Source organism: Bacillus sp. AK124, assembly GCF_053903085.1.
In genome coordinates this window covers 2,653,266-2,677,025 of sequence record NZ_CP096378.1, presented here as the reverse complement: position 1 = coordinate 2,677,025, position 23,760 = coordinate 2,653,266, and the positions used below count along the sequence as shown (strand labels likewise).

Here is a 23,760-nt window from a genome sequence, read left to right as displayed (position 1 = left end):
AATAAATTTTCTCCTATAGAAAAAAGGAAAAAGCCTGTGCCGTCAAGAAAACAGTGGCACAGGCTTTTAAAAGTTATGGCTGCCGATTTTTCATATGCTTGTTTGATTGCTTATTCTGCTCCTTTTCAAGCTGTTTCTGGTTTCTGTCATTCAACTGGTCGTTGTTGGATTTTGTAGGATTTGTTTGCTGATTGTCTGTTGCGTCGTTCGGCACTTCAGGAAGGACGCGCCCGACGATGGCTGCCAGCTCGTCGAGAATCCCTTTGACAGGGCGTCCCGCTTGAATTTCCCTGCCCATTGCCCGCAGGCGGTTGACGGTGTCGGGATCTGCGACAACGGCGGCGTTTGCTCCGTAAGGGTCATTCTGCAGCGCTTCAGCCACGGAATACTTAATAGATTCGACTTTGCTGCGCTCCAAATTGTCTTTCACATCAATTCCGACGACGGCTAGCCTGCCGAGCACGACGGCGGTTGCATCATTGACACCCGGAACGCTTTCGGTGATCTTCACAAGGCGCCGCGAGATGGCTTGCCCGTCTTTACGGTTCACCGGCTCTTGGGAGCTGTTTTTTACTTGAATCGGTTTGTTGCCGGGAAGCTCGTTCGCTTCATTTCGGGCATTATTTTGAATGCCGCAGGCTGAAAGCAGCATAACGGTTTGAATTAGGATCAAAAAAAAGATTCGCACTTGAGGTTGCCTCCTTAAAAATGCTTTCATTAATTTTTATTGTTGAATTAACCTTCTATCTTTATTCACAAAAACATATATTTTAGCGGGCGCTCCATCAGCTTTTAACCCAATTGAAAAGAAAAGGCTAAAAATCCTGATCAGGAGGCGGAAGATTGAGTAAAATTTATGTGCTGGATACGAATGTGTTATTGCAGGATCCGAATTCAATCTTTTCTTTTGAAGATAACGAGGTTGTCATCCCGGCTGTCGTATTGGAGGAAGTCGACTCAAAGAAACGCTACATGGATGAAATTGGGAGGAATGCAAGGCGCGTATCTAAATTGATAGATGATTTGCGTTTAAAAGGAAGGCTGTATGAAAATGTTCCCCTACCAAACGGAGGAAGCTTGAGAATCGAGCTGAACCATCGCTCTTTTCAGCAGCTTCAAGAAATTTTTATCGAAAAAACAAGCGACAACCGTATTTTAGCCGTAGCGAAAAACCTCAGCCTGGAAGAGGAAACGAAAGAAGACGGCAGGCCGGTTATCCTTGTCAGCAAAGATATGCTGATCCGTGTCAAAGCCGATGCCATCGGCTTGATGTCAGAGGATTTTTTGCACGACAGGGTTGTCGACAATGATGATATATACAGCGGTTATACAGACGTGTACATTCGCCCGGATCAGATGAATTCCTTTTTTGAACATCACGATTTGCCGCTTCACGAAATCAGCAGTGAGATGCTGCGTCCGAACCAGTTTGTCGTCATGAAGGACGCGCTCGGCGGATCATCCTCTGCCGTAGGGATCGTAGATCAAAGCGGAAAAGCCGTTAAAAAGCTTGTTTTCGATCAGGAACAGGTTTGGGGCATACGTTCGCGAAATGTACAGCAGACGATGGCTTTGGAACTTCTTTTAAGACAAGATATTCCGCTTGTCACCCTGATTGGAAAAGCCGGCACAGGAAAAACCCTGCTTGCGTTGGCAGCAGGGCTGCTGCAGACAGAAGACCTGGGGAATTTTAAAAAACTTGTTGTCACAAGGCCGATCGTTCCTGTCGGAAAAGATCTCGGCTATCTTCCGGGTGAAAAAGAAGAAAAACTTCGTCCGTGGGTCCAGCCTATTTTTGATAACCTGGAATACTTGTTCAATGCAAAAAAGCCGGGGGAGCTTGATGATATTTTAGCGGGGATGGGCTCCATTCAAGTCGAAGCCCTCACATATATAAGGGGCAGAAGCATTCCTGACCAATTCATCATCATTGATGAGGCTCAAAATCTGACCAAGCATGAAGTCAAAACGCTTCTGACCCGCGTCGGGGAAGGCAGTAAAATCGTATTGATGGGAGACACCGAACAGATCGACCATCCTTATTTAGATGCGATGAACAACGGCCTGGCCTATGTTGTCGAGCGCTTTAAGGATCAAAAAATTTCCGGAAACGTGAAGCTTTTAAAAGGAGAGCGCTCCCGGCTCGCCAGGCTTGCAGCCGATCTGCTGTAAATAAAAAAACCCGGGCGTTTAACCCGGGTTGCAACTTGCATGGCCCGCGGGCCGGGTTGCCGGCAAGTGCCGATAGCCCGGCCGGGAAAGAGGAGGCGGAGTTTTTCATCGCCTCCGGCGCACCCGTTGCAGTGTTGTAGCTTTAAACAATGTGAATTTCTTTTACTCGTTTCACAGGAGTCATCCTGTTTGAACCGTCGGGAAAATAAACGTGTACAGGCCCGTCTTCGCCAAGCGGCTTGCCATTGTTGCTGAAGCAGAGAATCATGCCGCCCGCTTCTTCGATCGGAACGGAAACGTCTTCACCTTCCGTTTTGAAGAGGCATTTGACGGCGGAGCCTGTCACCTCCGCATTTTTTAAAAAAGGTTCAAGCTTGATCCCGAAAGTGCCGTCAAGCAATTTCTCCTTTTCATATTTTTTCTCTGATTTCAGTGTCGGCGGCGATACAGTACCTTCCCTGACTTGCCGTTCCCGGTCAATCACAAGGTCGTCTTCTTCATCTTTTACCTCTCTGAAATCTGAAAAGAACTGATCGAGATCAAATTTTCGGTCATCAAAAATCCAAACGCTCGGATCGAGCGTAATCGAATACTTTACATTTCCTGTGATCGTTACAATGCTCATGTCTCTACCACTCCCTCACAAAAATTATAAGCGCTTTCTTTCAAATTGTCACTTCTCATAACAAAAGCCCTCTCCGGGAAAGATAACAGCAACGACGCTCGGATGGAGGGAAAAAACTTGAATTGCCGGGATAATGAGGAGCTTGAATATTTTGTCACGGAAGCGAAAAAAGTGACGGACAAAGGAAAGGTTGCATCTTACATACCGGCTTTGGCTGAATTATCGGAGGACGATTTATCGGCGGCGGTCTACTTTACGGACGGGACGTGTATATCAGCGGGAGACGTGGAAAAAGCCTTCACTCTGCAAAGCATCTCAAAAGTATTGTCGCTTGCTCTCGTCCTGATCGATCACGGTCCGGAAACAGTGTTTCATTATGTAGGACAAGAGCCGACTGGTGATCCGTTTAACTCCATCATCAAACTTGAAACCGTCAACCCGGGGAAGCCGCTGAATCCGATGATAAATGCCGGAGCATTGGTGGTGACAAGCATGATTAAAGGAGAGACGAATGCCGATAAGATCGGCAGGCTTCTTGATTTTATTAAAAAACTGGCAAATAACCGGAATATTACCTTTTGTGAGAAGGTCGCCGAATCTGAATTTGAAACCTCGATGGTCAACAGGGCGATGTGCTACTACATGAAAGAGCACGGTATTTTTCAGGCTGAGGTTGAGGATGTCATGGATGTGTATACAAAGCAGTGCGCCATTGAAATGAACAGCTTAGACTTGGCGAAAATCGGTTCTGTTTTTGCTTTGAACGGCAAGCATCCCGAAACGGGAGAACAAATCATACCGAAGGATATCGCGAGAATTTGCAAAACATTTATGGTGACATGCGGAATGTATAATGCCAGCGGCGAATTCGCAATCAAAATCGGCATACCCGCCAAAAGCGGGGTTTCAGGGGGAATCATGGGTCTATCCCCATACCGTTTCGGCATCGGCATCTTCGGGCCCTCGCTTGATGAAAAGGGAAACAGCATCGCTGGAATCCGGCTTTTAGAGCTGTTATCGGCGAACTACAGTTTAAGCATTTTTTAAAACGTGAGCGGAAGCTTAAAATGCGAGTCTTTGAAATACGGCGAAAGGACAGAAATAGCTTGCTTTTTTTCGGCTGAGGCTTTATCATAAATAGAAGAATTAGGTACTCGCCTGGGGAACGGAGGGATACTTTTGGCGTCTGAGATTGTAGTCGACCATCGTGAAAAAGCACTTGCCCTGTTAAAACGTGATGCTGATAAAATCTTAAAGCTGATTCAAGTGCAAATGGACAACTTAACGATGCCTCAATGTCCTCTTTATGAAGAGGTTTTAGATACACAAATGTTCGGACTCTCTAGGGAAATTGATTTTGCTGTCCGCCTTGGATTAGTGGATGAAGAAGAGGGTAAAGAACTGCTTTACAGGCTGGAACGTGAATTGTCTGCATTACATGATGCATTTACAAAAAAATAAATGAACACCTCAGAAGAATCTTTCTGTCTGAGTCAGCTTGTCGACGACGTTTCGATAGAAACAAACTGCCGGCAGGCTTTTTTTGTTATGGAATGAGAAAGAAAACGTCCGCTGATGAAGGAATGAATGCTGTTCGTGCCGAATAAACGAAGACGCATGGTATGCCGATAAAAAAATAGAACGGCAGTCTTGGAACAGACGGACTTTTCTTTCAGACGAGATTCGAAGTCTTATGAAAAGGGTATCTTTCGTGCTTTTTAAGAAAGTGTAGTAAAATAACGAAGGAGTTACCACAAACACATTTTGAAGGCAAGTAAGGAAGAGGATAATAATATGATAAAAAGAATGCTCAAATCCTATGATTATTCATTAATCTTCGCTGTATTCCTGCTGTGCGGGTTCGGGCTCGTCATGGTGTACAGCTCAAGCATGATCACAGCCGTGACAAGGTACGGACAAGACAGCAGCTACTTTTTTGACAGGCAGCTGATGTTTTTGGTGCTCGGAACCGTCATATTTTTATGCGCGGCGCTTTTTCCGTATAAGGCTTTTGCCAATCAAAAATTCCAAAAGTTTTTGCTGCTCATTTCCGTTGTCGCTTTGTTCGGGCTGTTCGTTGTCGGACACGTGGCCGGGAATGCCCAAAGCTGGTTCAGGGTTTCGAATTACGGCATCCAGCCGGGGGAGTTTGTCAAGCTGACCGTCATCTTGTATCTTTCTTCCGTCTATGCCAAAAAGCAAAGCTATATTGACAACTTGGGAGCCGGAATCGCCCCTCCCGCGATCATCACGCTTTTCATTTGCGCACTGGTCGCTGCTCAGCCGGATGTGGGAACGGCCTTTATCATCGCTTTAATCGCTTTGTGCATTATTTTGTGCTCGGGATTCAGCGGCAAAACGCTGTTAAAGCTCGTACTTTTGGCCGGGGCTGTCCTTGTGCTCGTCAGCCCGCTCATTTATTTCAACTGGGACAGCATTTTAACAGAAGGACGGATGAATCGGTTTGAAAGCTACCAAAACCCGTTTAAAGACGCACAGAAATCTGGTTTTCAAGTCGTCAACTCCTACTTGGCGATCGGTTCGGGAGGGCTGTTCGGCCTGGGTCTCGGCGAAAGCGTGCAGAAGTATGGATATCTGCCTGAAACGCACACCGATTTCATTATGGCGGTCATCGCCGAGGAGCTCGGCATTTTCGGCGTCCTTTTTGTCGTGCTGCTGCTCGCTTTCATCGTTTTAAAAGGGTTTTATATTGCGAGAAAATGCGACGACCCGTTTGGAAGCCTGCTTGCGATCGGGATATCAAGCATGATCGCCATCCAGTCTTTCGTGAACCTGGGCGGCATATCCGGCTTGATTCCTTTGACAGGGGTGACGCTTCCGTTTATCAGCTATGGAGGGTCATCGCTCATTCTGCTGATGGCAAGCGCGGGGATATTGGTGAACATCAGCATGTTTAATGAATACTTTGACCGGTTCAAACGAAAACAGCCTGTCGATACTACAAAAACCAAAGAAAATCAATATAAAAAAAGTATAAATTTTTAAAAAACTAAGCGTGTACAATGTCCATCCGATTCATTTAGAATAGATACATACTTAAAACAGCGGATGAGGGGGAACGACATGTCACAACAGTCTATTCAAAAAGTTCTTGTTGCAAACAGAGGGGAAATCGCTATCCGCGTATTTCGCGCCTGCACAGAACTGAATATCCGTACGGTAGCGATCTATTCTAAAGAAGACAGCGGATCATACCACAGATACAAAGCCGATGAAGCATACTTGGTCGGCGAAGGGAAAAAGCCGATTGATGCTTATCTTGATATTGAAGGGATCATCGAGATTGCGAAACGCAACCATGTGGATGCCATCCATCCGGGCTACGGCTTCCTGTCTGAAAACATTCAGTTTGCCAAGCGGTGTGAAGAGGAAGGCATCATCTTTATCGGACCGACCTCCAAGCACCTCGATATGTTTGGAGACAAAGTAAAAGCCCGTGAACAAGCTGAAAAAGCAGGAATTCCCGTCATACCGGGGAGCGACGGCCCAGTGGCTGATATCGCGGAGGTCAAACAATTTGCGGAGGAGTTCGGATATCCGTTTATCATCAAAGCGTCGCTTGGCGGCGGCGGCCGCGGCATGCGGATCGTCAGAGACGAATCGGAGCTGGAGGAATCCTATAACAGGGCAAAATCAGAGGCGAAAGCCGCTTTTGGTAATGATGAAGTGTATGTCGAAAAGCTGATCGAAAAGCCGAAGCACATTGAAGTTCAAGTCATCGGAGACAAAGAAGGTAACGTGGTTCACCTTTACGACCGTGACTGCTCTGTGCAAAGGCGTCATCAAAAGGTTATCGAAATAGCGCCGAGCGTTTCGCTTTCTGAGTCCCTCCGGGAAAAGATTTGCGATGCTGCCGTTAAGCTTGCGAAGAATGTTGATTATGTCAATGCCGGTACGGTCGAATTTTTAGTTGCGAACGATGAGTTTTTCTTTATTGAAGTCAACCCGCGTGTTCAGGTGGAGCACACCATTACGGAAATGGTGACGGGTGTCGATATCGTTCAGACACAAATCCTGATTGCTGCCGGACTCAGTCTGGGCAGCAGCGAAATCAGCATTCCGAACCAGGATGCCATCACGCTGCACGGATATGCGATCCAGTCAAGGGTTACGACTGAAGACCCGTCAAACAATTTCATGCCTGACACAGGCAAAATCATGGCATATCGCTCAGGCGGCGGTTTCGGGGTGAGGCTTGATACCGGAAACAGTTTTCAGGGCGCTGTCATTACGCCTTATTATGACTCGCTGCTTGTTAAGCTTTCAACCTGGGCGCTGACGTTTGAACAGGCGGCGGCCAAAATGGTCCGCAACCTACAGGAATTCAGGATAAGGGGAATCAAAACGAATATTCCTTTCCTTGAAAACGTGGCGAAACACGAAAAATTTCTCACAGGGCAATACGACACGTCATTTATTGATACAACACCGGAACTCTTTGTCTTTCCTAAGCAGAGAGACCGTGGAACAAAAATGCTGACGTATATCGGGAACGTAACGGTCAACGGCTTCCCGGGCATTGATAAAAAGAAGAAGCCGGAGTTCGACAAGCCCCAGATCGTCAAAACGGATGTCGATCAGCCGATCGCGAGCGGAACAAAACAGATTCTTGATGAACGCGGAGCTGAAGGGCTCGTCAAATGGGTGAAAGATCAAGAGGAAGTGCTCCTCACTGATACGACGTTCCGCGATGCCCATCAGTCACTGCTTGCGACAAGATTCAGAACGCATGATTTGGAGAAAATCGCCAATCCGACAGCTGCGCTCTGGCCTGAGCTTTTCAGCCTTGAAATGTGGGGCGGCGCCACTTTTGATGTCGCTTACCGTTTCTTGAAAGAAGACCCGTGGAAAAGGCTTGAGAAGCTGCGGAAGGAAATTCCAAATACGATGTTTCAAATGCTGTTGAGATCTTCGAATGCCGTCGGGTATACAAACTACCCTGACAACCTGATTAAAAAGTTTGTCAGCGAATCCGCTGCGGCCGGAATCGATGTATTCCGCATTTTTGACAGCTTGAACTGGGTTAAAGGGATGACGCTCGCCATTGATGCAGTGCGCGAGTCGGGCAAACTTGCCGAAGCCGCGATCTGCTATACCGGAGACATTCTCGATCCGAACAGAACAAAATATAACCTTGAATATTATACGTCAATGGCAAAAGAGCTTGAATCAGCGGGGGCGCATATTCTCGGCATTAAAGATATGGCCGGCCTGCTGAGACCTCAAGCAGCATACGAACTGGTGTCAGCTTTGAAAGAGACGATCGATATTCCGATCCACTTGCATACACACGACACGAGCGGCAACGGTATTTTTATGTACGCGAAGGCGATAGAAGCAGGCGTCGACATCGTCGACGTAGCGGTCAGCTCTATGGCGGGCCTGACATCACAGCCAAGCGCAAGCTCGCTTTATCATGCGCTTGAAGGCGATAAACGCCGTCCGCAGCTGAATGTCGATGCGGTAGAGTCGCTGTCTCAATATTGGGAGTCTGTCAGAAAATACTACAGCGAGTTTGAGAGCGGCATGAACGCGCCTCATACCGAAATTTACAAGCATGAAATGCCTGGCGGCCAATACAGCAACCTTCAGCAGCAGGCTAAGGGAGTCGGCCTCGGTGATCGCTGGAATGAAGTGAAAGAAATGTACAGCCGGGTCAACCACCTGTTCGGGGACATCGTAAAGGTTACGCCGTCATCTAAAGTCGTCGGGGATATGGCACTTTACATGGTGCAAAATAACCTGACGGAAGATGATATTTACGAAAGAGGAGAATCACTCGATTTTCCTGACTCAGTAGTCGAGCTTTTTAAAGGGTATATCGGCCAGCCTCACGGCGGATTCCCTGAGAAATTGCAAAAGCTGATTTTGAAAGGGCAGGAGCCGATTACAGTGCGCCCTGGAGAACTTCTCGAACCCGTTTCGTTTGACGATATAAAAGCGGAGTTTAAGGAAACGCATGATCTGGAGCTTTCCGATCAGGATGCTGTTGCATATGCGCTTTATCCGAAAGTGTTTACCGAGTATGTTAAGACAGCGGAACTGTACGGGGACATCTCAGTGCTTGATACACCGACCTTCTTCTACGGCATGACGCTCGGCGAAGAAATCGAAGTCGAGATCGAAAGAGGGAAAACGCTGATCGTCAAACTTGTCTCTATCGGCGAACCGCGTCCTGATGCAACGAGAGTCGTCTACTTTGAACTGAACGGCCAGCCTCGCGAAGTGGTCATTAAAGACGAAAGCATTAAATCGTCCGTTCATCAAAAGGTGAAAGCCGACCGTTCAAACCCGAATCATATCGCGGCGTCCATGCCGGGAACGGTGATTAAGCTTCTTGTAAGCAAAGGGGACCAAGTGAAGAAGGGCGATCATTTAATGATCAATGAAGCAATGAAAATGGAAACGACCGTTCAGGCTCCGTTTTCAGGAACTGTTGAAAACATTCATGTGACAAACGGAGAAGCCATTCAAACCGGCGACCTCCTCATTGAGCTGAAAAAATAAAAGTGCGGCCGCTGACTTTTGTCGGCGGCCTTTTTTTATGAAAAAATCCCCCGCAACAGGCGGGGGATCAACCGTTTATTGTTATTTTTGCGCCTGTCTGCGATAGCGCGCAACAAGCAGCAGGAAGTAGCAAAGGATTCCGAACAGGCAGGAAATGAAGAAAGCGTGGGCGAGTGCAAATCCCAAATCCAGCCTGCTGTAGACAACCGCAATTCCTGAGGCAGCCTGAAGGATAATCAGGATCAGGGAAATCATCCAGCCCCAATAAATGCGTTTTTGATTTTTATACTGTTTGGCCGCATGTATCGCTGCCGCAATGATCCAAGCGAACAGAAGAAGCGCCGCAGCCCTGTGTCCCATCTGCACCCATTCGTGAAACTTCCCTGGGAGCCAGCCGTTTTGTGTGCTGCACATCGGAAAGTCAAGGCACGCAAGGCTTGACTTCGTATGCCGGACATATGCGCCTGTATAAACGACGACATATGTGTATATAATGATTCCTATCATATGAAACTGCATGGTTTTTCCTATATAAAACGATTCGGCTTTCTGCTTGCTGTCAGCTTCAAACACGAGGAGCGTCAACAGCAGAACAGATGCAAAGGAAATAAGCGAGATTCCGAAGTGCAAAGCCATGATCAGGGCCGAAGACCCGAAGACGACCGCCGCAGCGCCCAGGAGCGCCTGAAGAATGAGGAAGACGACCGACATCACCGCAAGAAATTTCGTTTCTCTAATATGGCCGATTTTTTTCCATGTCCAAATGGCGAGAGCCAGCACAAGGACGCCGGATGTGCCGCTGACAAACCTGTGGCTCCATTCGATAATCGATTCAAGGGTTAGAGCCGGGAATATGCTTCCGTTGCAAAGCGGCCAAGATCTGCCGCAGCCCATTCCCGAACCCGTCTTTGTGACGAGGGCGCCGCCGATCAGCACGAAAAGCATGGCGATAGTTGTGATAATTCCCAAGCCTTTTAATGCTTTATTCATAAATTCAATTCTCCTTTTTTAATGCAAACTGACTAATAAAAAGATATTTGCCACCTTCAAGTGTAAGCGAATTGATGTTCTGCTGCAATTCATAATGATTATTGTTCACAAAAATGCAATAGAAGGCGTTCACATTTTTATTGGTTTTGAAGACTTGATAATTGTGGCTTCGTTTGATAGAACTATATTAGAATGACAGTGGTTTTCCGCTCTTGTTCACAATTTTTCCTTCATCTGTAAAGAAAGTCATAAAAAGTTCACAAATATAAACCGGTTTGTCGATTAATATTTAATAGGCTGTTTTTTTCCAACCGGTAATCTTGTATGATAGAGTTGTAGGTTTTTTATGAATATACCGCTTCTCTTGACGTGATGAAGGTTTGAGTAAGGGGGGTTAGTATTATGGCTGAAACAAGAATTACAGCTGATACAGCAATGAATGGACAAATAGAAGAGACGACAGCATGGAAAGATTTCCTCGCCCTTATCAAAGTCGGGATTGTTTACTCGAACCTGATAACAACTTTTACGGGCTTGTGGCTCGCTTTTTACTTTTCAAATCTGAGCTTTCTAGGAAACCTTGATATCGTGCTGTTCACTTTAGCGGGATCCTCGCTTATTATCGCAGGATCATGCGTCATCAACAACTATTATGACCGTGATATTGACCAGCTTATGCAGCGGACGAGAACAAGGCCGACGGTGACTGGTAAAATCCAGCCTTCACAGGCATTGTGGTTCGGCATTCTGCTGACTGCGCTCGGTTTTATCATGCTGCTGATGACCAATCTGACAACTGCCGCAGTAGGCTTTGTCGGCGTCTTTACGTACGTGTTTCTATACACGATGTGGTCAAAGCGCCGCTATACCGTTAATACGATTATCGGAAGTGTGTCAGGGGCTGTTCCTCCTTTGATCGGATGGACCGCTGTCCAAGGCTCCATCGGAGTTGAGGCATGGGTGCTGTTTTTAATCATGTTTATTTGGCAGATTCCCCACTTTCTGGCGCTTGCGATTAAGAAAACGGAGGAATACAGAGCTGCAAATATACCGATGCTGCCTGTTGTACACGGTTTTGAAGTGACGAAAAGGCAAATCATCATTTGGATTGCCTGCTTAATGCCGCTGCCGTTTTTCCTGGGCGGACTCGGACTGCCGATCGTCATTTTGGGAACGGTACTCAATATCGGCTGGCTCGTTTGCGGTCTGGTCGGTTACAGAAGCAAAAATATCATGAAGTGGGCAACGCTCATGTTTGTATATTCATTAAATTACTTGACCATATTCTTCGTTGCCATGGTCGTATTCACACTTTTTAAAATTGGATAGAACTCTATAATTCATCACATTGAAGGCTGTCACTTAACACTTCAAACAGACAACAATCATGTAAAAGCCGCCTTATCGATTTTTTTCGATTATGTTTAACAAGGCGGCTTTACGTTCATACATAGATGGTATTTTGAGTAAAAAACCTCATTATTTAAGAAATGAGGAAATGTAAGTGCTTTAATTTAAGTGGGGAGTCAGATGAATGAATAGGTGTCCTATAAACGTTTGAACAGTGAAAGTTTCAAAAGGATTGATTGAAAAGGGGTTGGGAAGAAATGTTAAAGAAATGGCGTCTGATGTCGCTGTTCACTATTTTGGCGCTCGTTTTAGCAGGGTGCGGAGAACCGTTCATATCAACGCTGCAGCCGGCGGGCGAGGTGGCTGATCAGCAGTATTTCCTAATGATTCTCAGCACGCTGATCATGGTTGTTGTTGTAGTGGTGGTAAGTTTCATTTTCGTATTTGTCATCGTCAGGTACAGAAGATCTAAGCTCGGTGATGACCACATCCCGAAACAGGTTGAAGGAAACCGCAATTTAGAAATTTTATGGACTGTTATTCCAATTCTTCTCCTTCTTATCCTGGTTGTTCCTGTTGTCGCACAGACCTTTGATCTTGCTGATACAAAACCGATGGATAAGAAAAACAGGGATCCGGAGAAGGCGCTGGTCGTCAATGTCCGGGCGAACCTTTACTGGTGGGAATTCGAATATCCTGACTACGGCGTGGTGACGAGCCAGGAGCTGGTCGTGCCGACCGATGAACGCGTTTACTTTAAGCTGAAAGCTTCCGATGTCAAACATTCATTCTGGGTTCCTTCAGTCGGGGGTAAGATTGATACGAACACAGACAATGAAAACAAATTCTTCTTAACGTTCGATTCAAAACGCGCTGAAAAAGCCGGAGACTATTTCTACGGGAAATGCGCCGAGCTCTGCGGACCTTCCCATGCTTTAATGGACTTTAAAGTTAAAGCGGTTTCGAAGGATGAGTTCAAGGAATGGATGAGCGATATGGAAAACTATAAAGCGGGGGCGAAAACCGATCTCGCTGTTGAAGGAGAAAAAGTGTTCAAAGAGAAAAACTGCCTGAGCTGTCATGCGACCGATTCAAAAGACCAAAGGGCGGAAGCGGCCAGAACGGCTCCGAACCTCGCGACTTTTGGAGACCGGTCGACGATCGCCGGTGTGAAGGAATTCAGCGATGAAAACTTGAGAGCGTGGCTCAAGGATCCTGAAAGCATAAAACCGGGCAACAAAATGACCGGCACATACCCTGATTTGAGCGACAAGGAACTTGATGCACTGACTGAATATTTAAAGGGGTTAAAAACGGAAGACTAACGCTTCAAAGGGAGAATGAGGGAGGTTACATTGTGAGTACGCTTAAGAAAAAGCAAGGTTTTGGGGCTGTATTATGGGACTATTTAACGACTGTCGATCATAAAAAGATTGCCATCCTTTATTTGCTGGGCGGCGGGTTCTTCTTTGTGCTCGGCGGAATCGAAGCGATGCTGATCAGGGTTCAGCTGATGATACCGAACAATGACATCATGAGCGGCGGAGTCTACAATGAGATCATGACGATGCACGGTACAACGATGATTTTCCTGGCAGCGATGCCGCTTTTGTTCGCACTGATGAATGCCGTCGTTCCGCTGCAGATAGGCGCGAGGGATGTTGCGTTTCCATTTTTGAACTCGCTCGGCTTCTGGCTGTTCCTTTTCGGCGGCATCTTTCTGAATTTAAGCTGGTTTTTGGGAGGGGCACCCGATGCCGGCTGGACGTCTTACGCGTCGCTTTCCCTTCATTCCGAAGGGCACGGGATCGATTTCTATGTTCTCGGTCTGCAAATTGCCGGGATCGGTACGCTGATTGCCGGAATTAACTTTCTCGCGACGATTATCAATATGAGGGCGCCGGGCATGACATACATGAGGCTGCCGCTTTTCACATGGACGACATTCGTCGCTTCGGCTTTGATTTTATTCGCGTTCCCGCCGCTGACCGTAGGCATCGCGCTCTTGATGCTGGACCGGTTGTTCGGAACGAGCTTTTTCAATCCGGAATTAGGCGGTAATACGATCATTTGGGAGCATCTGTTCTGGATCTTCGGACACCCTGAAGTTTATATTCTCGTACTCCCGGCGTTCGGAATCTTTTCGGAAATCATTCCGGTTTTTGCGAGAAAAAGGCTGTTCGGTTATTCTTCAATGGTATTTGCGACCGTATTGATCGGCTTTTTAGGCTTCATGGTTTGGGCCCACCATATGTTTACAACGGGACTCGGGCCTGTGGCGAACGCCATTTTTGCGGTGGCGACGATGGCCATTGCCGTCCCGACCGGAATTAAAATCTTCAACTGGCTGCTCACGGCTTGGGGCGGGAGCATTAAGTTTACAACGCCGATGCTTTATGCGATTTCTTTTATCCCGTCGTTTGTCATGGGCGGGGTGACAGGTGTCATGCTTGCTGCTGCACCGGCTGACTATCAGTTCCACGACACGTACTTTGTCGTGGCTCACTTCCATTACGTCATCATCGGCGGAGTGGTGTTTGCCATCCTCGCCGGCGCTCATTACTGGTGGCCGAAAATGTTCGGGAAAATGCTGAGCGAAGCGTTGGGCAAAATAACATTTGTGCTCTTTTTCATCGGGTTCCATCTGACTTTCTTCATCCAGCATTGGCTCGGGTTGTGGGGAATGCCGAGACGCGTGTTCACATACTTGCCGAATCAGGGATTTGACATGGCGAACTTAATCAGTTCAATCGGAGCTGTGTTTATGGCGGCTGCTGTCATCATACTCGTGATCAATATTATCGTGACGACTGCCAAAGGGGAAAAAGTCGGCAGCGATCCTTGGCATGACGGAAGAACGCTTGAGTGGGCCGTTTCTTCACCGCCTCCTGAATACAACTTTAAACAGCTGCCTCTGGTCAGAGGCCTTGATGCTTTATGGATCGAAAAAAGAGCCGGCAAGCAGTCAATGACCGCCGCGGAGCCGCTTCAGGACGTCCATATGCCAAACGGATCGATTCTCCCGTTCATCATGTCACTCGGGCTGTTTATATCCGCTTTCGGCTTCATGTACCGGACGGAATTTGCCTGGGGGCTGCCTGTCATTCTGATTGGATTAGGAATCACATTATTTATGATGCTTCTCCGGTCTGTAATTGATGACCACGGGTATCATATTCATAAAGAAGAACTGATGGATGATGACGACAAAGGGGTGAAGGCATAATGCATACAGAAGAGAAATTAACGGCTGAAACCTTCCCGGCTTCTCCTGAAAAAGCTACATTAGAAGGAAAAAATAAGTTTATCGGCTTTTGGCTATTTCTCGGAGGAGAGACGGTTCTTTTCGCGTCTCTCTTCGCAACATACCTTGCGCTGAAGAATTCAAATGCAGGAGGGCCGAAAACGACTGAGATGTTTGACATGGGGCTGGTCTTTCTGGCGACAATGCTCCTTTTAACGAGCAGTTTAACGAGCGTATATGCCATGTATCATATGAAGAACTTTGCTTTTAAAAAGATGCAGGTTTGGCTCGGAATCACTGTTCTGCTCGGTGCAGGCTTCCTGGCGCTTGAAATATATGAATTCACCCATTATATTCACGAATATGGGTTCACCATTCAAAGCTCGGCTCTCGGCTCCGCTTTTTATACGCTAGTCGGCACGCACGGTGCGCACGTTACGTTCGGGCTGCTCTGGATTCTTTCTTTGATGATCAGAAATGCGCGCCGCGGATTAAGCCTTTACAACGCGCCGAAGTTTTTTGTCGCAAGCCTCTATTGGCATTTTATCGACGTTGTCTGGGTGTTTATCTTTACCGTTGTATACTTGATGGGGATGGTGGGATAAAAATGGTGAATAACGAAAACAGAGGGAATCCCAAAACAGATCTTGCCTACCGCAAAAAGAAAAACGCGGAGGACATGAGATATCAGGTTATTTCATTCGGTTTGATGATCGGCTTGACCCTTGTCGCTTTTTTAACGGTCGCCTCAGATGCAGGCGTATGGTTTACGGTGCCGTTCATTCTGCTGCTGGCCGTTATTCAGGTTGCATTTCAGCTGTACTACTTCATGCATATGAGTCAGCGGGGGCATGAAGCGCCGACTTTGTTCCTTTATTCGGGCGTTTTGGTCGCTTTTGTTACCGTTTTGGCTTTTGTAACGCTTATCTGGTGGTAATCGAACCGACATACAGAAAGGAGGATGCCTCATGTTGGGCAGCCTTGAAATATTCGGTTTTCGCGCCCTGTGGAGCCCCTATTTCCTAGGGGCTGTCGTTTTCATAACCGTCCTTTACTTTTTTCTGATGAAACGATTTGGATCAGAAGAAGAGCGGGCATCCAGGAAAGAAATCGGTTTATTCGTGACAGCGATGTTTCTTTTATACGCGTCTAAAGGCAGTCCGATTGATTTGCTGGGACATATTATGTTCAGCGCGCATATGGCGCAAATGGCGGTTTTGTATTTGATCGTACCGCCTTTGATCATCCTTGGCATACCGCCTTGGTTTTGGAAAAAGGTCATTTTTCTGCCGGTCGTCAAGCCGCTGTTCCGGTTTTTTTCAAAACCATTGATCGCGATTATCGTGTTTAACGGTTTATTTTCGATGTATCACATTCCTTTGGTGTTTGATTTTATTAAGACAGATGCCGTTTATCATGCCGTCATTACGGTGCTGATCTTCATTGCGGCGTTTTTCATGTGGTGGCCGCTCGTTCACAAGGTCGAGGAGCTTCCGCAAATGAACGGACTTTTGAAACTCGGCTACATTATGGCTGACGGCATTTTGCTGACACCGGCGTGCGCGCTGATCATGTTCAGCGATACGACCCTGTATTCGACATATTCAGATCCTTCCGCATGGGCGGAGGCAATGAAACTGTGCGTTCCTCTCGATACGCTGAGCGGAATGACGCTTACAGGTCCGGAAATGTTCAGCAGCATGCCTGTTCTGGAAGATCAGCAGCTTGGCGCGATCGTCATGAAAATCTTACAGGAAATCGTGTACGGGACATTTTTGGCGATTATCTTTTTCGGATGGGCGAGGAAGGAAAGAGCCAAAGACGAAAAAGAACTGGAAGAAGAACGATACTCGCCGTCTACGGTTCATTAAGATGAAAAAAGGGTACAGCCTCATCAGAGGGGCTGTACCCTTTTTATGTACGTCTGCTACACTTCAAGCGCTGAAACTTTTTCTTTGATTGAATTCAGCACCGTCTTGCTTGTTTTGAGGAGCTGCGGCGGGAAATGTTCGTTTTCACCGTATTCCACTCCATGCGGATAATAATATTTGCCCAGAAGCGGTGTCATCAGTTTGATGACCGCGCGCCGGGCGCCCACATCGCCTTCGACGGCATATCCGAACACGCGGAGGTAGTACCTGCCTTCCACCATATCGAATTTGCGGTCATATGTGACGCGTTCATAATCCCATTGGCCAGCTCTTACGAACCCTTCGTTTTCCATGATGTCGTCTAACCGGTTAAGGTCAGCAGTCAAGCCTTCGATACCGGATTCTTCAAATTTCATCCCGTAAAACCCCCTTTAAAAAATTACCTTTACTGACAATCATAGTATGAAAGCGTTAAACTTTCAATCCTGGCTTTAGCCGATATATAAATATTTTTGTGAACAGTATGAATCGCGGGCGGCTTGACGACAATATGAACAAACGAAAGACAAGAGGAGGTCTTCTGATTGACACGTGTGAAAGATATTATGACAAAGGAAATATTATATTGTACAGTTCTTGATAATGTGTACGAGGCTGCCGTGAAAATGAAAGACGGAAATGTCGGAGCGATTCCGGTTGTGCTTGATGACGGTTTGGAACTGGTTGGGATCGTTACTGACCGGGATTTGGTGCTGCGGGGGATCGCCGTTAAAAAACCAAATTCGCAAAAAATTACAAATGTCATGACGACGGATCTCATTACGGTAAGTGAAGACGATTCAATTGAAAAAGCGGTTGATCTCATGGGAGATTATCAGATCAGGAGGGTCCCGGTTACACGGGGAAAGACGCTTGCGGGCATCATTACGCTAGGCGATGTTTCAACCCACAAAAAATCAAACCGGCAGGCTGGCGACGCGCTGACATTTATATCGGAAAACGAAGAGAGGCCTGGAGATTTTCTTCATTAAAACATATTTTGTCGCACATCTTAATAGGCTGTATTATCATTGAAAATTCATGTCAGTTCTGTTTAAATGACACTAAAGGCAAGTTTTTGATGCGGTGCGCCGTTTTATGGATAGATTGATCCGTCAGTCGGAGGTGAAAGTTTGAAAAATATATTAAGAGCGATTGTGATCCTTCTCATCGTTGCGGCTTCATACACCCTGTTTATTCAATACGGTTCAACACCTGAGAAAATTGTGAAGGAAGACAAGCCGCAAGTCTCAAACGAGGATGCGAAAAAAGAGAAATCCTTGAACATTCCCGATTCCGGCTTGCTTTCTTTTATCGGAGAGTCGGCTGAGACGATCGAAAAGAAACTGGGGAAACCGGACAGGGTCGATCCTTCAGCATATGATTATGAATGGTGGGTCTATAGCCAAGGGGCAAAACAGTACGTTCAAATCGGCTTGCTTGGCGGCAAGGCCGTGACATTGTTTGCGACAGGCGACGGGTTGAACACCGCTCCGTTTAAAATTGGACGGCCGTCAAGGGAAGTTTTCAAAACCGCCCAGATCGCCCCGTATGTCAATGTTCAATATAAAGGCAGTTCATACCGTTTTGAGTTTTCTGAGGAAGACATGAATACAAGGCCGACGGTGAAAGTCGGAGACATTTATGTTCAGCTGTATATGGATAAATTCGAGGGGACGCTGTCAAGCATCAGGGCATTTGATGCGCCGACTTTCATCAAGCAAAGGCCGTATGAAGTTGTCTACAGAGGCACCCTGATCGAACCTCAAGCATTGACAGAATCGGATTGGAAAAAAATCGAGAAAGCAAATGAGAAGCAGATCTTTGATTTGACGAATGTCATCCGCGCAAGACACGGTCTTTCCCAGCTCTCTTGGGATGAAGGCGTATCAAAAGTGGCATACGGCCACAGCAGCGACATGAAAGAGCACCATTATTTCTCCCATGTGTCAGAAACAGAAGGCACGCTCAAAGACAGGCTGGAAAAAGGGAAAGTGAACTTTGAGCAGGCGGGGGAAAATATCGCGCTCAACTATGTCGACGGGCCTGCGGCGGTTGAAGGCTGGTTAAACAGCGAAGGACACAGAAAAGCGCTGTTAAATGCCGACTATACTCATCTCGGAGTCGGGGTGGACGAGAAATATTATACGCAGAACTTTATTAAAGAATGGCACTAGAGCCCGGGATCATACCCGGGTTTTTAGTTTTTAGAGAAAACCATGAAACTTTTAATGTTTGGTCTGCTGCTCACTCTTCCGCACGGACTCCTATAAAAAGAGGAATTTTTAGGCGAACACATTTTGCCGGGGCGGATTACACTATAGCAGGCATATGTTTTCGGAGGGGGTGTAGACGTTGGCAAATCAAAACGCGCAATCATCCATTGATGAATTTAAGCAATTTATTAAACGGCATCCTAAGTTGATTTCCGAAGTCCGGAAACAAGAAAAAAGCTGGCAGGAAGTATATGAAAACTGGGTTTTGCTCGGGGAAGACGATTCGATTTGGGATCCGTACAGGGAAAAAGAAGCTTCGGCAGAAAAGGAGCCTTCTGCTGGCGGCAAAAACGATTTCATTTCAAAAATGGTGACGGCCGTCCGAAAGATGGATGCCAATCAAATGAATGAGCAGATCAATAAAATGAGCCAGTCTATTTCTTCGCTGCAAAGCTTGCTCAGCCAGTTTTCGGGCGGAAGCCAAAAACAGCAGAATCAAAGCGGCGGCGAGCATCCGTTTTCTTTCCGAAAAGATTAGGGAAGGAGTCAGACATGCGTAAAGAAGTGCAAGAGTATGTGTTCGCTGATGAAGAGCGCCGCCGGTTCATCCGTGAGCAGCCGGTCTGGTACCGCAAGCTTTCGCGGAATCCGAATGACTTGTCAGCCTTTCATCTCGATATGATGAACTTTTATGAAAAAACGATTCCTCACAGGGTCAACCAGCTATCGGGCGGCATTCAGATGGCCCAGATGATGCTTCAAATGTTTCATGCGATGCGCACTCAGGATTAATTTAAAGCCTGAGTCTTTTTTTTATGATGATAAATCGCGTCATTCTGGCAAAGCTAGGTGTAAAGGAGTTGATCTGTGATGAAAAAGTGCTGGCTTGTAATCATGTTGTGCCTCTTGCTGGCCGGCTGCGCCACCCATAAACCAAAACCCAAGGGCGTTTCAGAATGGCGCGATGCAGCTTGTGCAAGCGAAGTTTTTGGAAAATAATAGTTTGGAGGCGGCACAGACATTTTTGAAAACGGCTGTTTTGTGATACACTATAGCTGGAGGTGCATGTCTATGTTTGCCACAATGGAATCGTTGCGGCTTCAAAATGAAGCATATGATTTGGCCAACATGATTCTTCAATCAGAGGCGGCTGAACATTACAGAAAATGCTACAAGCGTCTCCGCGAAGATGAAGAGGCCGGACGTATTATCGCTTCGTTTACGAAAATAAAAGAACAGTATGAGGATGTGCAGCGCTTTGGCAAGTATCATCCTGATTATAAAGAGATATCCAAGAAAATGAGGGAAATCAAACGGGAGCTTGACCTTCACGATACAGTAGCCGAATTTAAAAAGGCGGAAACCGAGCTGCAATCTATCCTAGATGAAGTCAGCGTGGAAATCGGTCAGGCTGTATCAAAACATATCAAAGTACCGACTGGAAACCCTTATTTTGATAATCTTTCATCTTGCGGCGGCGGCTGCGGGTCAGGCGGAAGCTGCGGCTGTAAAGTTTCCTGATGAGGCTCGGTCGCCCCGAGTCTCGTTTTTTTTAGAACTTCATGCACAGAGCGACAGGCAGGTGAACAATTTGGAAATCAGGCGTCAAGGCTTAATCGTTTGGCTGCACTCCTTGAAGCAGGCGAAAATGCTCAGGAAATTCGGAAATGTTCATTACGTTTCAAAGCGGCTGAAATATGTAGTGGTTTATTGCAATATGGAAGATGCCGAAAGAATCATCGCTAAAATACGTTCGTACTCTTTTGTCAAACAGGTGGATCTTTCATACAAACCGTTCTTGAAAATGGAGTTTGAATCCAAGCAGGATAAAGCGAAAGAATACGACTATAAAGCCGGGCTCTAACTTGCTTTATTTTAAAAAAATCCCCGCAGAAATACCTCTGCGGGGTCCTTCTATTCCTTAAAAATCAAGGAGAAGGCAAAGGGAGAGGAGAAACCGGAGGAAGAACTTATGGGGAAACGTAAGTCTTCTCCGCGGTTGGCAACAACATCAATCGATGCTGTTGCTATTATTATCACCACTGAGCCTTTTTGCTATACATATGAATTTGTACTTTGGGTGTTTGTGCCAGAAAACACTTTATGATAAGATAGGAATGATTTTTTTCGAGTTTTAAGAAAAAGTGGTGGAAGTATGAGAGTGATTTCTGGGACGTATAAGGGACGTGCCTTAAAAGCGGTTCCCGGCACGTCGACAAGGCCGACGACTGATAAAGTAAAGGAATCCATCTTTAATATGATCGGCCCGTATTTTGAAGGCGGCACGGGTCTTGATCTGTACGCGGGAAGCGGCGGATTGGGGATTGAAGCGCTGTCGCGGGGGTTTGACCGCTTCATTTTTGTCGACCGTGATTTTAAAGCGATTCAAACCGTAAAAGGCAATTTGAAAACACTGGGCTTGGAAAAACGGGCCGAGGTATACAGGAATGACGCTGAACGGGCTCTCCATGCGCTGGTGAAAAGGGGCGCAAGCTTTGACGCCGTCTTTTTGGACCCGCCATATCGAGAACAAAAGCTGGAAGCGCTTTTATCGAAGATTGATGAAGCGGATATGCTGACTGACAGAGGTTTTATTGTAGCTGAGCATGGGAAGGAAGTTATCCTTCCGACCGAGGCGGGCGGACTTCAGCTTGCCCGTCAGGAAATATACGGCTTAACAGGCGTGACCATATACAGAAAGAGAGGGAATGGGGATGGCTAGCATTGCCGTTTGTCCCGGAAGTTTTGATCCGGTGACTTTTGGACATTTGGATATCATCAGGCGCGGGGCGAAAGTGTTTGACAAAGTGTATGTATGCGTCTTGAACAATTCTTCGAAAAAGCCGCTGTTTACGGTGGAAGAACGCTGTGGGCTGCTTCGCGAAGTGACGAAGGATATCCCGAATGTGCAAGTGGAATCTTTCCAGGGGCTATTGATTGATTATGCAAAGAGCAAGCAGGCGAACGTCATCCTGCGAGGGCTTAGAGCGGTATCTGACTTTGAATACGAGATGCAGGGAACCTCGATGAACAAAGTGCTTGATGAAAATATTGAAACGTTTTTTATGATGACGAATAACCAATACTCATTCCTTAGTTCAAGCATTGTCAAAGAAGTGGCAAAATATAAAGGTTCAGTCGCAGAACTCGTGCCGGAAGCGGTCGAGGCTGCACTTGAAAAAAAGTTTGCAAAAAATGAGCGGCCGTAACCGGCTGCTCATTTTTTAGCAGGGGCGTAAGATTTGGCATAAAGAATGCTGTAAATGAGAAGGGTGCCGATCGTAAGGAGCGGACCAATCTCTGCCAACGCGTTCCACATCTGCAGAAAGAAAGATTCCGTTTTCCCGGCCGTCAGAAAGGAGAAGGCCGGCTCCGTCGGAGAATAGAACGATGTATAAAGAGGCTTCCAAAGAATAAGAACAAAGATCGCTGCATAAATGCCCTGGAGGATGCGGGCGATAAAAAACGGCTTAAAGCGAATATCGGTTTCAGCAAGAATGCCTGCAACCTGCGCCTGAACGCAGAAGCCGCTGAAACCCAAAATAAAGCTGACAATCACCGCTTGCTGGAGAAGCGCCGCATCCGTAGCACTGACCAGTTTGCTGCCGAGCGTAATTTCAAACAATCCCGATAATAACGGTTTATCAAAATCACCGGGGAATTGAAGAGCAGTCAAAATCATTCGTGTGGCGTGCGAAAGAATGTCGGTGATGTGCATCACAGAAAGAATGTTATTAAAAACCGAAAAAAGAATGATGAAGCCGCCCACCATTAACAGCGTTTGGACAGAAGAGATGACAGCATCGCTCAAAAGTTTGCCGAGCGGCCGCTTTTCTTCAAGTCTTGCCTGATGGAGCGCTTTTAAGGCTTCTTTAATAGAAGGCAAAGGAAGCTTCTTTCGCACAGCGGTGCGGTTCTCTTCTTTTCTTCCGTAAGTACGCATCGTCAACCCGACTGCGAAATTGCCCAAATAATGGGCTGCCGCAAGCACGACGCCGAGAGAAGGATTATGGAAAAAGCCGACCGCAACGGCTCCGAAAATAAACAGCGGGTTAGATGAGTTGGTGAACGAAGCGAGCCGCTCTGCTTCGACCCGTGAAATCTGCCGCTCTTGTCTCAGCCTTGAAGTCAGTTTTGCACCGGCCGGATTTCCTGATGCCATTCCCATCGCAAGCACGAACCCTCCGACGCCGGGAACGCGGAACACCGGTCTCATGAAAGGCTCTAGCAGCAGCCCGACAAACCTGACGACACCAAATCCGATCAAGAGCTCTGATAAAATAAAAAAAGGCAAAAGGGAAGGGAATACGACCTCCCACCACATGGCAAGTCCACTTTTAGAAGCGTCAAATGATTCTTGCGGATGGGTGATGACGGCGGCTGTAAACGAAAGCAGCAAAACGGCAATCATAAGTGTCTTTACCTTTGACATGTCCATTTCTAACCCCCTTTGCGGCTGTGAATACACATTGGAAACAGGATCATGATAAAATAAACGAAAAGCTTGCCCGATTTGTGCGGAAGCCTTCTCCGTGAAACTTCTTTATCATTATACGAAGGCTGGTCCTCATTTTAGACCACCAGATTGCAGATCGGCGATACAAATGAACCGGAAGCTGCTTGAGACTTGCTGAAGCCCTTCTCCTTAATAAGCATCAATAGAAGGTATGGCATACATCTGTGAATTCATGCAGGCTGAAAATTTGGAACCGGACCGAAGATGTG

The 23,760-nt window shown here is 46.7% G+C and carries 26 protein-coding genes; 21 read left to right on the top strand and 5 right to left on the bottom strand.

Annotated features, from left to right (window positions below):
- Window positions 1-73: 73 nt before the first annotated feature.
- Window positions 74-688 carry a YhcN/YlaJ family sporulation lipoprotein gene (locus tag M1E06_RS13360; protein WP_020451265.1) on the bottom strand — a complete coding sequence of 205 codons (615 nt, stop codon included), beginning with the start codon at window positions 686-688 and terminating at the stop codon, window positions 74-76.
- A 155-nt stretch (window positions 689-843) separates the two neighbouring features.
- Between M1E06_RS13360 and M1E06_RS13355 the strand changes: the two genes are divergently transcribed.
- Entirely contained in the window at window positions 844-2,172 is a 1,329-nt protein-coding gene (locus M1E06_RS13355; protein ID WP_020451266.1) for a PhoH family protein, read from the top strand.
- Window positions 2,173-2,314: 142 nt separating this feature from the next.
- Here the strand turns inward: M1E06_RS13355 and M1E06_RS13350 are convergent, their stop codons facing one another.
- Window positions 2,315-2,797, bottom strand: coding sequence for a peptidyl-prolyl cis-trans isomerase (locus M1E06_RS13350; protein ID WP_216904277.1), 483 nt, complete (start codon window positions 2,795-2,797; stop codon window positions 2,315-2,317).
- 102 nt (window positions 2,798-2,899) lie between these two features.
- Between M1E06_RS13350 and glsA the strand changes: the two genes are divergently transcribed.
- The 4 genes from glsA to pyc all read left to right on the top strand — a co-directional run bounded on the left by glsA (window position 2,900) and on the right by pyc (window position 9,325).
- Window positions 2,900-3,844, top strand: a complete 945-nt coding sequence (gene glsA / locus M1E06_RS13345) for a glutaminase A (RefSeq protein WP_371268713.1) — start codon at window positions 2,900-2,902, stop codon at window positions 3,842-3,844.
- Window positions 3,845-3,976: 132 nt separating this feature from the next.
- Window positions 3,977-4,258 (top strand): YlaN family protein, encoded by a 282-nt coding sequence (locus tag M1E06_RS13340; protein WP_003181465.1) that lies wholly within the window; start codon window positions 3,977-3,979, stop codon window positions 4,256-4,258.
- Between the two features lie 333 nt (window positions 4,259-4,591).
- Window positions 4,592-5,803 (top strand): FtsW/RodA/SpoVE family cell cycle protein, encoded by a 1,212-nt coding sequence (locus tag M1E06_RS13335; protein WP_020451269.1) that lies wholly within the window; start codon window positions 4,592-4,594, stop codon window positions 5,801-5,803.
- A 78-nt stretch (window positions 5,804-5,881) separates the two neighbouring features.
- Window positions 5,882-9,325 carry a pyruvate carboxylase gene (gene pyc, locus M1E06_RS13330; protein ID WP_020451270.1) on the top strand — a complete coding sequence of 1,148 codons (3,444 nt, stop codon included), beginning with the start codon at window positions 5,882-5,884 and terminating at the stop codon, window positions 9,323-9,325.
- An 81-nt stretch (window positions 9,326-9,406) separates the two neighbouring features.
- On the opposite strand, the gene M1E06_RS13325 is transcribed toward pyc, so the two are convergent.
- Window positions 9,407-10,315 carry a COX15/CtaA family protein gene (locus tag M1E06_RS13325; RefSeq protein ID WP_020451271.1) on the bottom strand — a complete coding sequence of 303 codons (909 nt, stop codon included), beginning with the start codon at window positions 10,313-10,315 and terminating at the stop codon, window positions 9,407-9,409.
- 402 nt (window positions 10,316-10,717) lie between these two features.
- Here M1E06_RS13325 and cyoE point away from each other — a divergent pair, with 402 nt between their 5' ends.
- The 6 genes from cyoE to ctaG all read left to right on the top strand — a co-directional run bounded on the left by cyoE (window position 10,718) and on the right by ctaG (window position 16,780).
- Window positions 10,718-11,644 carry a heme o synthase gene (gene cyoE, locus M1E06_RS13320; RefSeq protein WP_020451272.1) on the top strand — a complete coding sequence of 309 codons (927 nt, stop codon included), beginning with the start codon at window positions 10,718-10,720 and terminating at the stop codon, window positions 11,642-11,644.
- Between the two features lie 278 nt (window positions 11,645-11,922).
- On the top strand, window positions 11,923-12,990 hold the full coding sequence (gene coxB, locus M1E06_RS13315) for a cytochrome c oxidase subunit II (RefSeq protein ID WP_020451273.1): 1,068 nt from the start codon (window positions 11,923-11,925) through the stop codon (window positions 12,988-12,990).
- A 32-nt stretch (window positions 12,991-13,022) separates the two neighbouring features.
- Window positions 13,023-14,891, top strand: a complete 1,869-nt coding sequence (ctaD, locus tag M1E06_RS13310) for a cytochrome c oxidase subunit I (protein ID WP_020451274.1) — start codon at window positions 13,023-13,025, stop codon at window positions 14,889-14,891.
- Window positions 14,891-15,514 carry a cytochrome c oxidase subunit III gene (gene ctaE / locus M1E06_RS13305; protein ID WP_020451275.1) on the top strand — a complete coding sequence of 208 codons (624 nt, stop codon included), beginning with the start codon at window positions 14,891-14,893 and terminating at the stop codon, window positions 15,512-15,514. The genes ctaD and ctaE overlap by 1 nt, the downstream gene beginning before the upstream one ends.
- A 2-nt stretch (window positions 15,515-15,516) precedes the next feature.
- A complete protein-coding gene (gene ctaF, locus M1E06_RS13300; RefSeq protein WP_020451276.1) occupies window positions 15,517-15,846 on the top strand; it encodes a cytochrome c oxidase subunit IVB in 330 nt (109 codons plus the stop codon).
- A 34-nt stretch (window positions 15,847-15,880) separates the two neighbouring features.
- Window positions 15,881-16,780, top strand: coding sequence for a cytochrome c oxidase assembly factor CtaG (gene ctaG, locus M1E06_RS13295; RefSeq protein ID WP_025811368.1), 900 nt, complete (start codon window positions 15,881-15,883; stop codon window positions 16,778-16,780).
- Between the two features lie 56 nt (window positions 16,781-16,836).
- On the opposite strand, the gene M1E06_RS13290 is transcribed toward ctaG, so the two are convergent.
- Window positions 16,837-17,196, bottom strand: coding sequence for a YugN family protein (locus M1E06_RS13290; RefSeq protein WP_020451278.1), 360 nt, complete (start codon window positions 17,194-17,196; stop codon window positions 16,837-16,839).
- A gap of 168 nt (window positions 17,197-17,364) precedes the next feature.
- On the opposite strand from M1E06_RS13290, the gene M1E06_RS13285 reads away from it, so the two are divergent.
- The 10 genes from M1E06_RS13285 to coaD all read left to right on the top strand — a co-directional run bounded on the left by M1E06_RS13285 (window position 17,365) and on the right by coaD (window position 22,244).
- Window positions 17,365-17,811 carry a CBS domain-containing protein gene (locus M1E06_RS13285; protein ID WP_023857262.1) on the top strand — a complete coding sequence of 149 codons (447 nt, stop codon included), beginning with the start codon at window positions 17,365-17,367 and terminating at the stop codon, window positions 17,809-17,811.
- A 141-nt stretch (window positions 17,812-17,952) separates the two neighbouring features.
- Entirely contained in the window at window positions 17,953-18,996 is a 1,044-nt protein-coding gene (locus M1E06_RS13280; protein ID WP_020451280.1) for a CAP domain-containing protein, read from the top strand.
- A 178-nt stretch (window positions 18,997-19,174) separates the two neighbouring features.
- Window positions 19,175-19,573, top strand: coding sequence for a YlbD family protein (gene ylbD / locus M1E06_RS13275; protein ID WP_020451281.1), 399 nt, complete (start codon window positions 19,175-19,177; stop codon window positions 19,571-19,573).
- 14 nt (window positions 19,574-19,587) lie between these two features.
- Entirely contained in the window at window positions 19,588-19,827 is a 240-nt protein-coding gene (locus M1E06_RS13270; RefSeq protein ID WP_020451282.1) for a YlbE-like family protein, read from the top strand.
- A gap of 78 nt (window positions 19,828-19,905) precedes the next feature.
- Window positions 19,906-20,034: a hypothetical protein gene (locus tag M1E06_RS13265; protein WP_256163750.1), complete on the top strand. Its 129-nt coding sequence runs from the start codon at window positions 19,906-19,908 to the stop codon at window positions 20,032-20,034.
- 72 nt (window positions 20,035-20,106) lie between these two features.
- Window positions 20,107-20,556 (top strand): YlbF family regulator, encoded by a 450-nt coding sequence (locus M1E06_RS13260; protein ID WP_020451283.1) that lies wholly within the window; start codon window positions 20,107-20,109, stop codon window positions 20,554-20,556.
- 70 nt (window positions 20,557-20,626) lie between these two features.
- On the top strand, window positions 20,627-20,899 hold the full coding sequence (locus M1E06_RS13255) for a YlbG family protein (protein WP_009328559.1): 273 nt from the start codon (window positions 20,627-20,629) through the stop codon (window positions 20,897-20,899).
- 108 nt (window positions 20,900-21,007) lie between these two features.
- A complete protein-coding gene (locus M1E06_RS13250) occupies window positions 21,008-21,142 on the top strand; it encodes a hypothetical protein (RefSeq protein ID WP_256163752.1) in 135 nt (44 codons plus the stop codon).
- A 48-nt stretch (window positions 21,143-21,190) separates the two neighbouring features.
- Window positions 21,191-21,757 carry a 16S rRNA (guanine(966)-N(2))-methyltransferase RsmD gene (gene rsmD / locus M1E06_RS13245; protein WP_020451284.1) on the top strand — a complete coding sequence of 189 codons (567 nt, stop codon included), beginning with the start codon at window positions 21,191-21,193 and terminating at the stop codon, window positions 21,755-21,757.
- Window positions 21,750-22,244, top strand: coding sequence for a pantetheine-phosphate adenylyltransferase (gene coaD, locus M1E06_RS13240; protein WP_020451285.1), 495 nt, complete (start codon window positions 21,750-21,752; stop codon window positions 22,242-22,244). Before rsmD ends, coaD begins: the two co-directional genes overlap by 8 nt.
- 8 nt (window positions 22,245-22,252) lie before the next feature.
- On the opposite strand, the gene ylbJ is transcribed toward coaD, so the two are convergent.
- Window positions 22,253-23,473, bottom strand: coding sequence for a sporulation integral membrane protein YlbJ (gene ylbJ, locus M1E06_RS13235; protein WP_020451286.1), 1,221 nt, complete (start codon window positions 23,471-23,473; stop codon window positions 22,253-22,255).
- Window positions 23,474-23,760: the final 287 nt, after the last annotated feature.

What these genes read in the sequence shown, in the direction of transcription:
- M1E06_RS13325 (WP_020451271.1), bottom strand. Translation starts at nt 10,315, where the DNA reads ATGAATAAAGCATTAAAAGGCTTGGGAATTATCACAACTATCGCCATG.
- ctaF (WP_020451276.1), top strand. Translation starts at nt 15,517, where the DNA reads ATGGTGAATAACGAAAACAGAGGGAATCCCAAAACAGATCTTGCCTAC.
- M1E06_RS13350 (WP_216904277.1), bottom strand. Translation starts at nt 2,797, where the DNA reads ATGAGCATTGTAACGATCACAGGAAATGTAAAGTATTCGATTACGCTC.
- cyoE (WP_020451272.1), top strand. Translation starts at nt 10,718, where the DNA reads ATGGCTGAAACAAGAATTACAGCTGATACAGCAATGAATGGACAAATA.
- ctaE (WP_020451275.1), top strand. Translation starts at nt 14,891, where the DNA reads ATGCATACAGAAGAGAAATTAACGGCTGAAACCTTCCCGGCTTCTCCT.
- pyc (WP_020451270.1), top strand. Translation starts at nt 5,882, where the DNA reads ATGTCACAACAGTCTATTCAAAAAGTTCTTGTTGCAAACAGAGGGGAA.
- M1E06_RS13260 (WP_020451283.1), top strand. Translation starts at nt 20,107, where the DNA reads ATGTTTGCCACAATGGAATCGTTGCGGCTTCAAAATGAAGCATATGAT.
- M1E06_RS13250 (WP_256163752.1), top strand. Translation starts at nt 21,008, where the DNA reads ATGGGGAAACGTAAGTCTTCTCCGCGGTTGGCAACAACATCAATCGAT.
- coxB (WP_020451273.1), top strand. Translation starts at nt 11,923, where the DNA reads ATGTTAAAGAAATGGCGTCTGATGTCGCTGTTCACTATTTTGGCGCTC.
- glsA (WP_371268713.1), top strand. Translation starts at nt 2,900, where the DNA reads ATGGAGGGAAAAAACTTGAATTGCCGGGATAATGAGGAGCTTGAATAT.
- ylbJ (WP_020451286.1), bottom strand. Translation starts at nt 23,473, where the DNA reads ATGGACATGTCAAAGGTAAAGACACTTATGATTGCCGTTTTGCTGCTT.
- M1E06_RS13335 (WP_020451269.1), top strand. Translation starts at nt 4,592, where the DNA reads ATGATAAAAAGAATGCTCAAATCCTATGATTATTCATTAATCTTCGCT.
- rsmD (WP_020451284.1), top strand. Translation starts at nt 21,191, where the DNA reads ATGAGAGTGATTTCTGGGACGTATAAGGGACGTGCCTTAAAAGCGGTT.
- M1E06_RS13270 (WP_020451282.1), top strand. Translation starts at nt 19,588, where the DNA reads ATGCGTAAAGAAGTGCAAGAGTATGTGTTCGCTGATGAAGAGCGCCGC.
- M1E06_RS13290 (WP_020451278.1), bottom strand. Translation starts at nt 17,196, where the DNA reads ATGAAATTTGAAGAATCCGGTATCGAAGGCTTGACTGCTGACCTTAAC.
- coaD (WP_020451285.1), top strand. Translation starts at nt 21,750, where the DNA reads ATGGCTAGCATTGCCGTTTGTCCCGGAAGTTTTGATCCGGTGACTTTT.
- M1E06_RS13265 (WP_256163750.1), top strand. Translation starts at nt 19,906, where the DNA reads ATGAAAAAGTGCTGGCTTGTAATCATGTTGTGCCTCTTGCTGGCCGGC.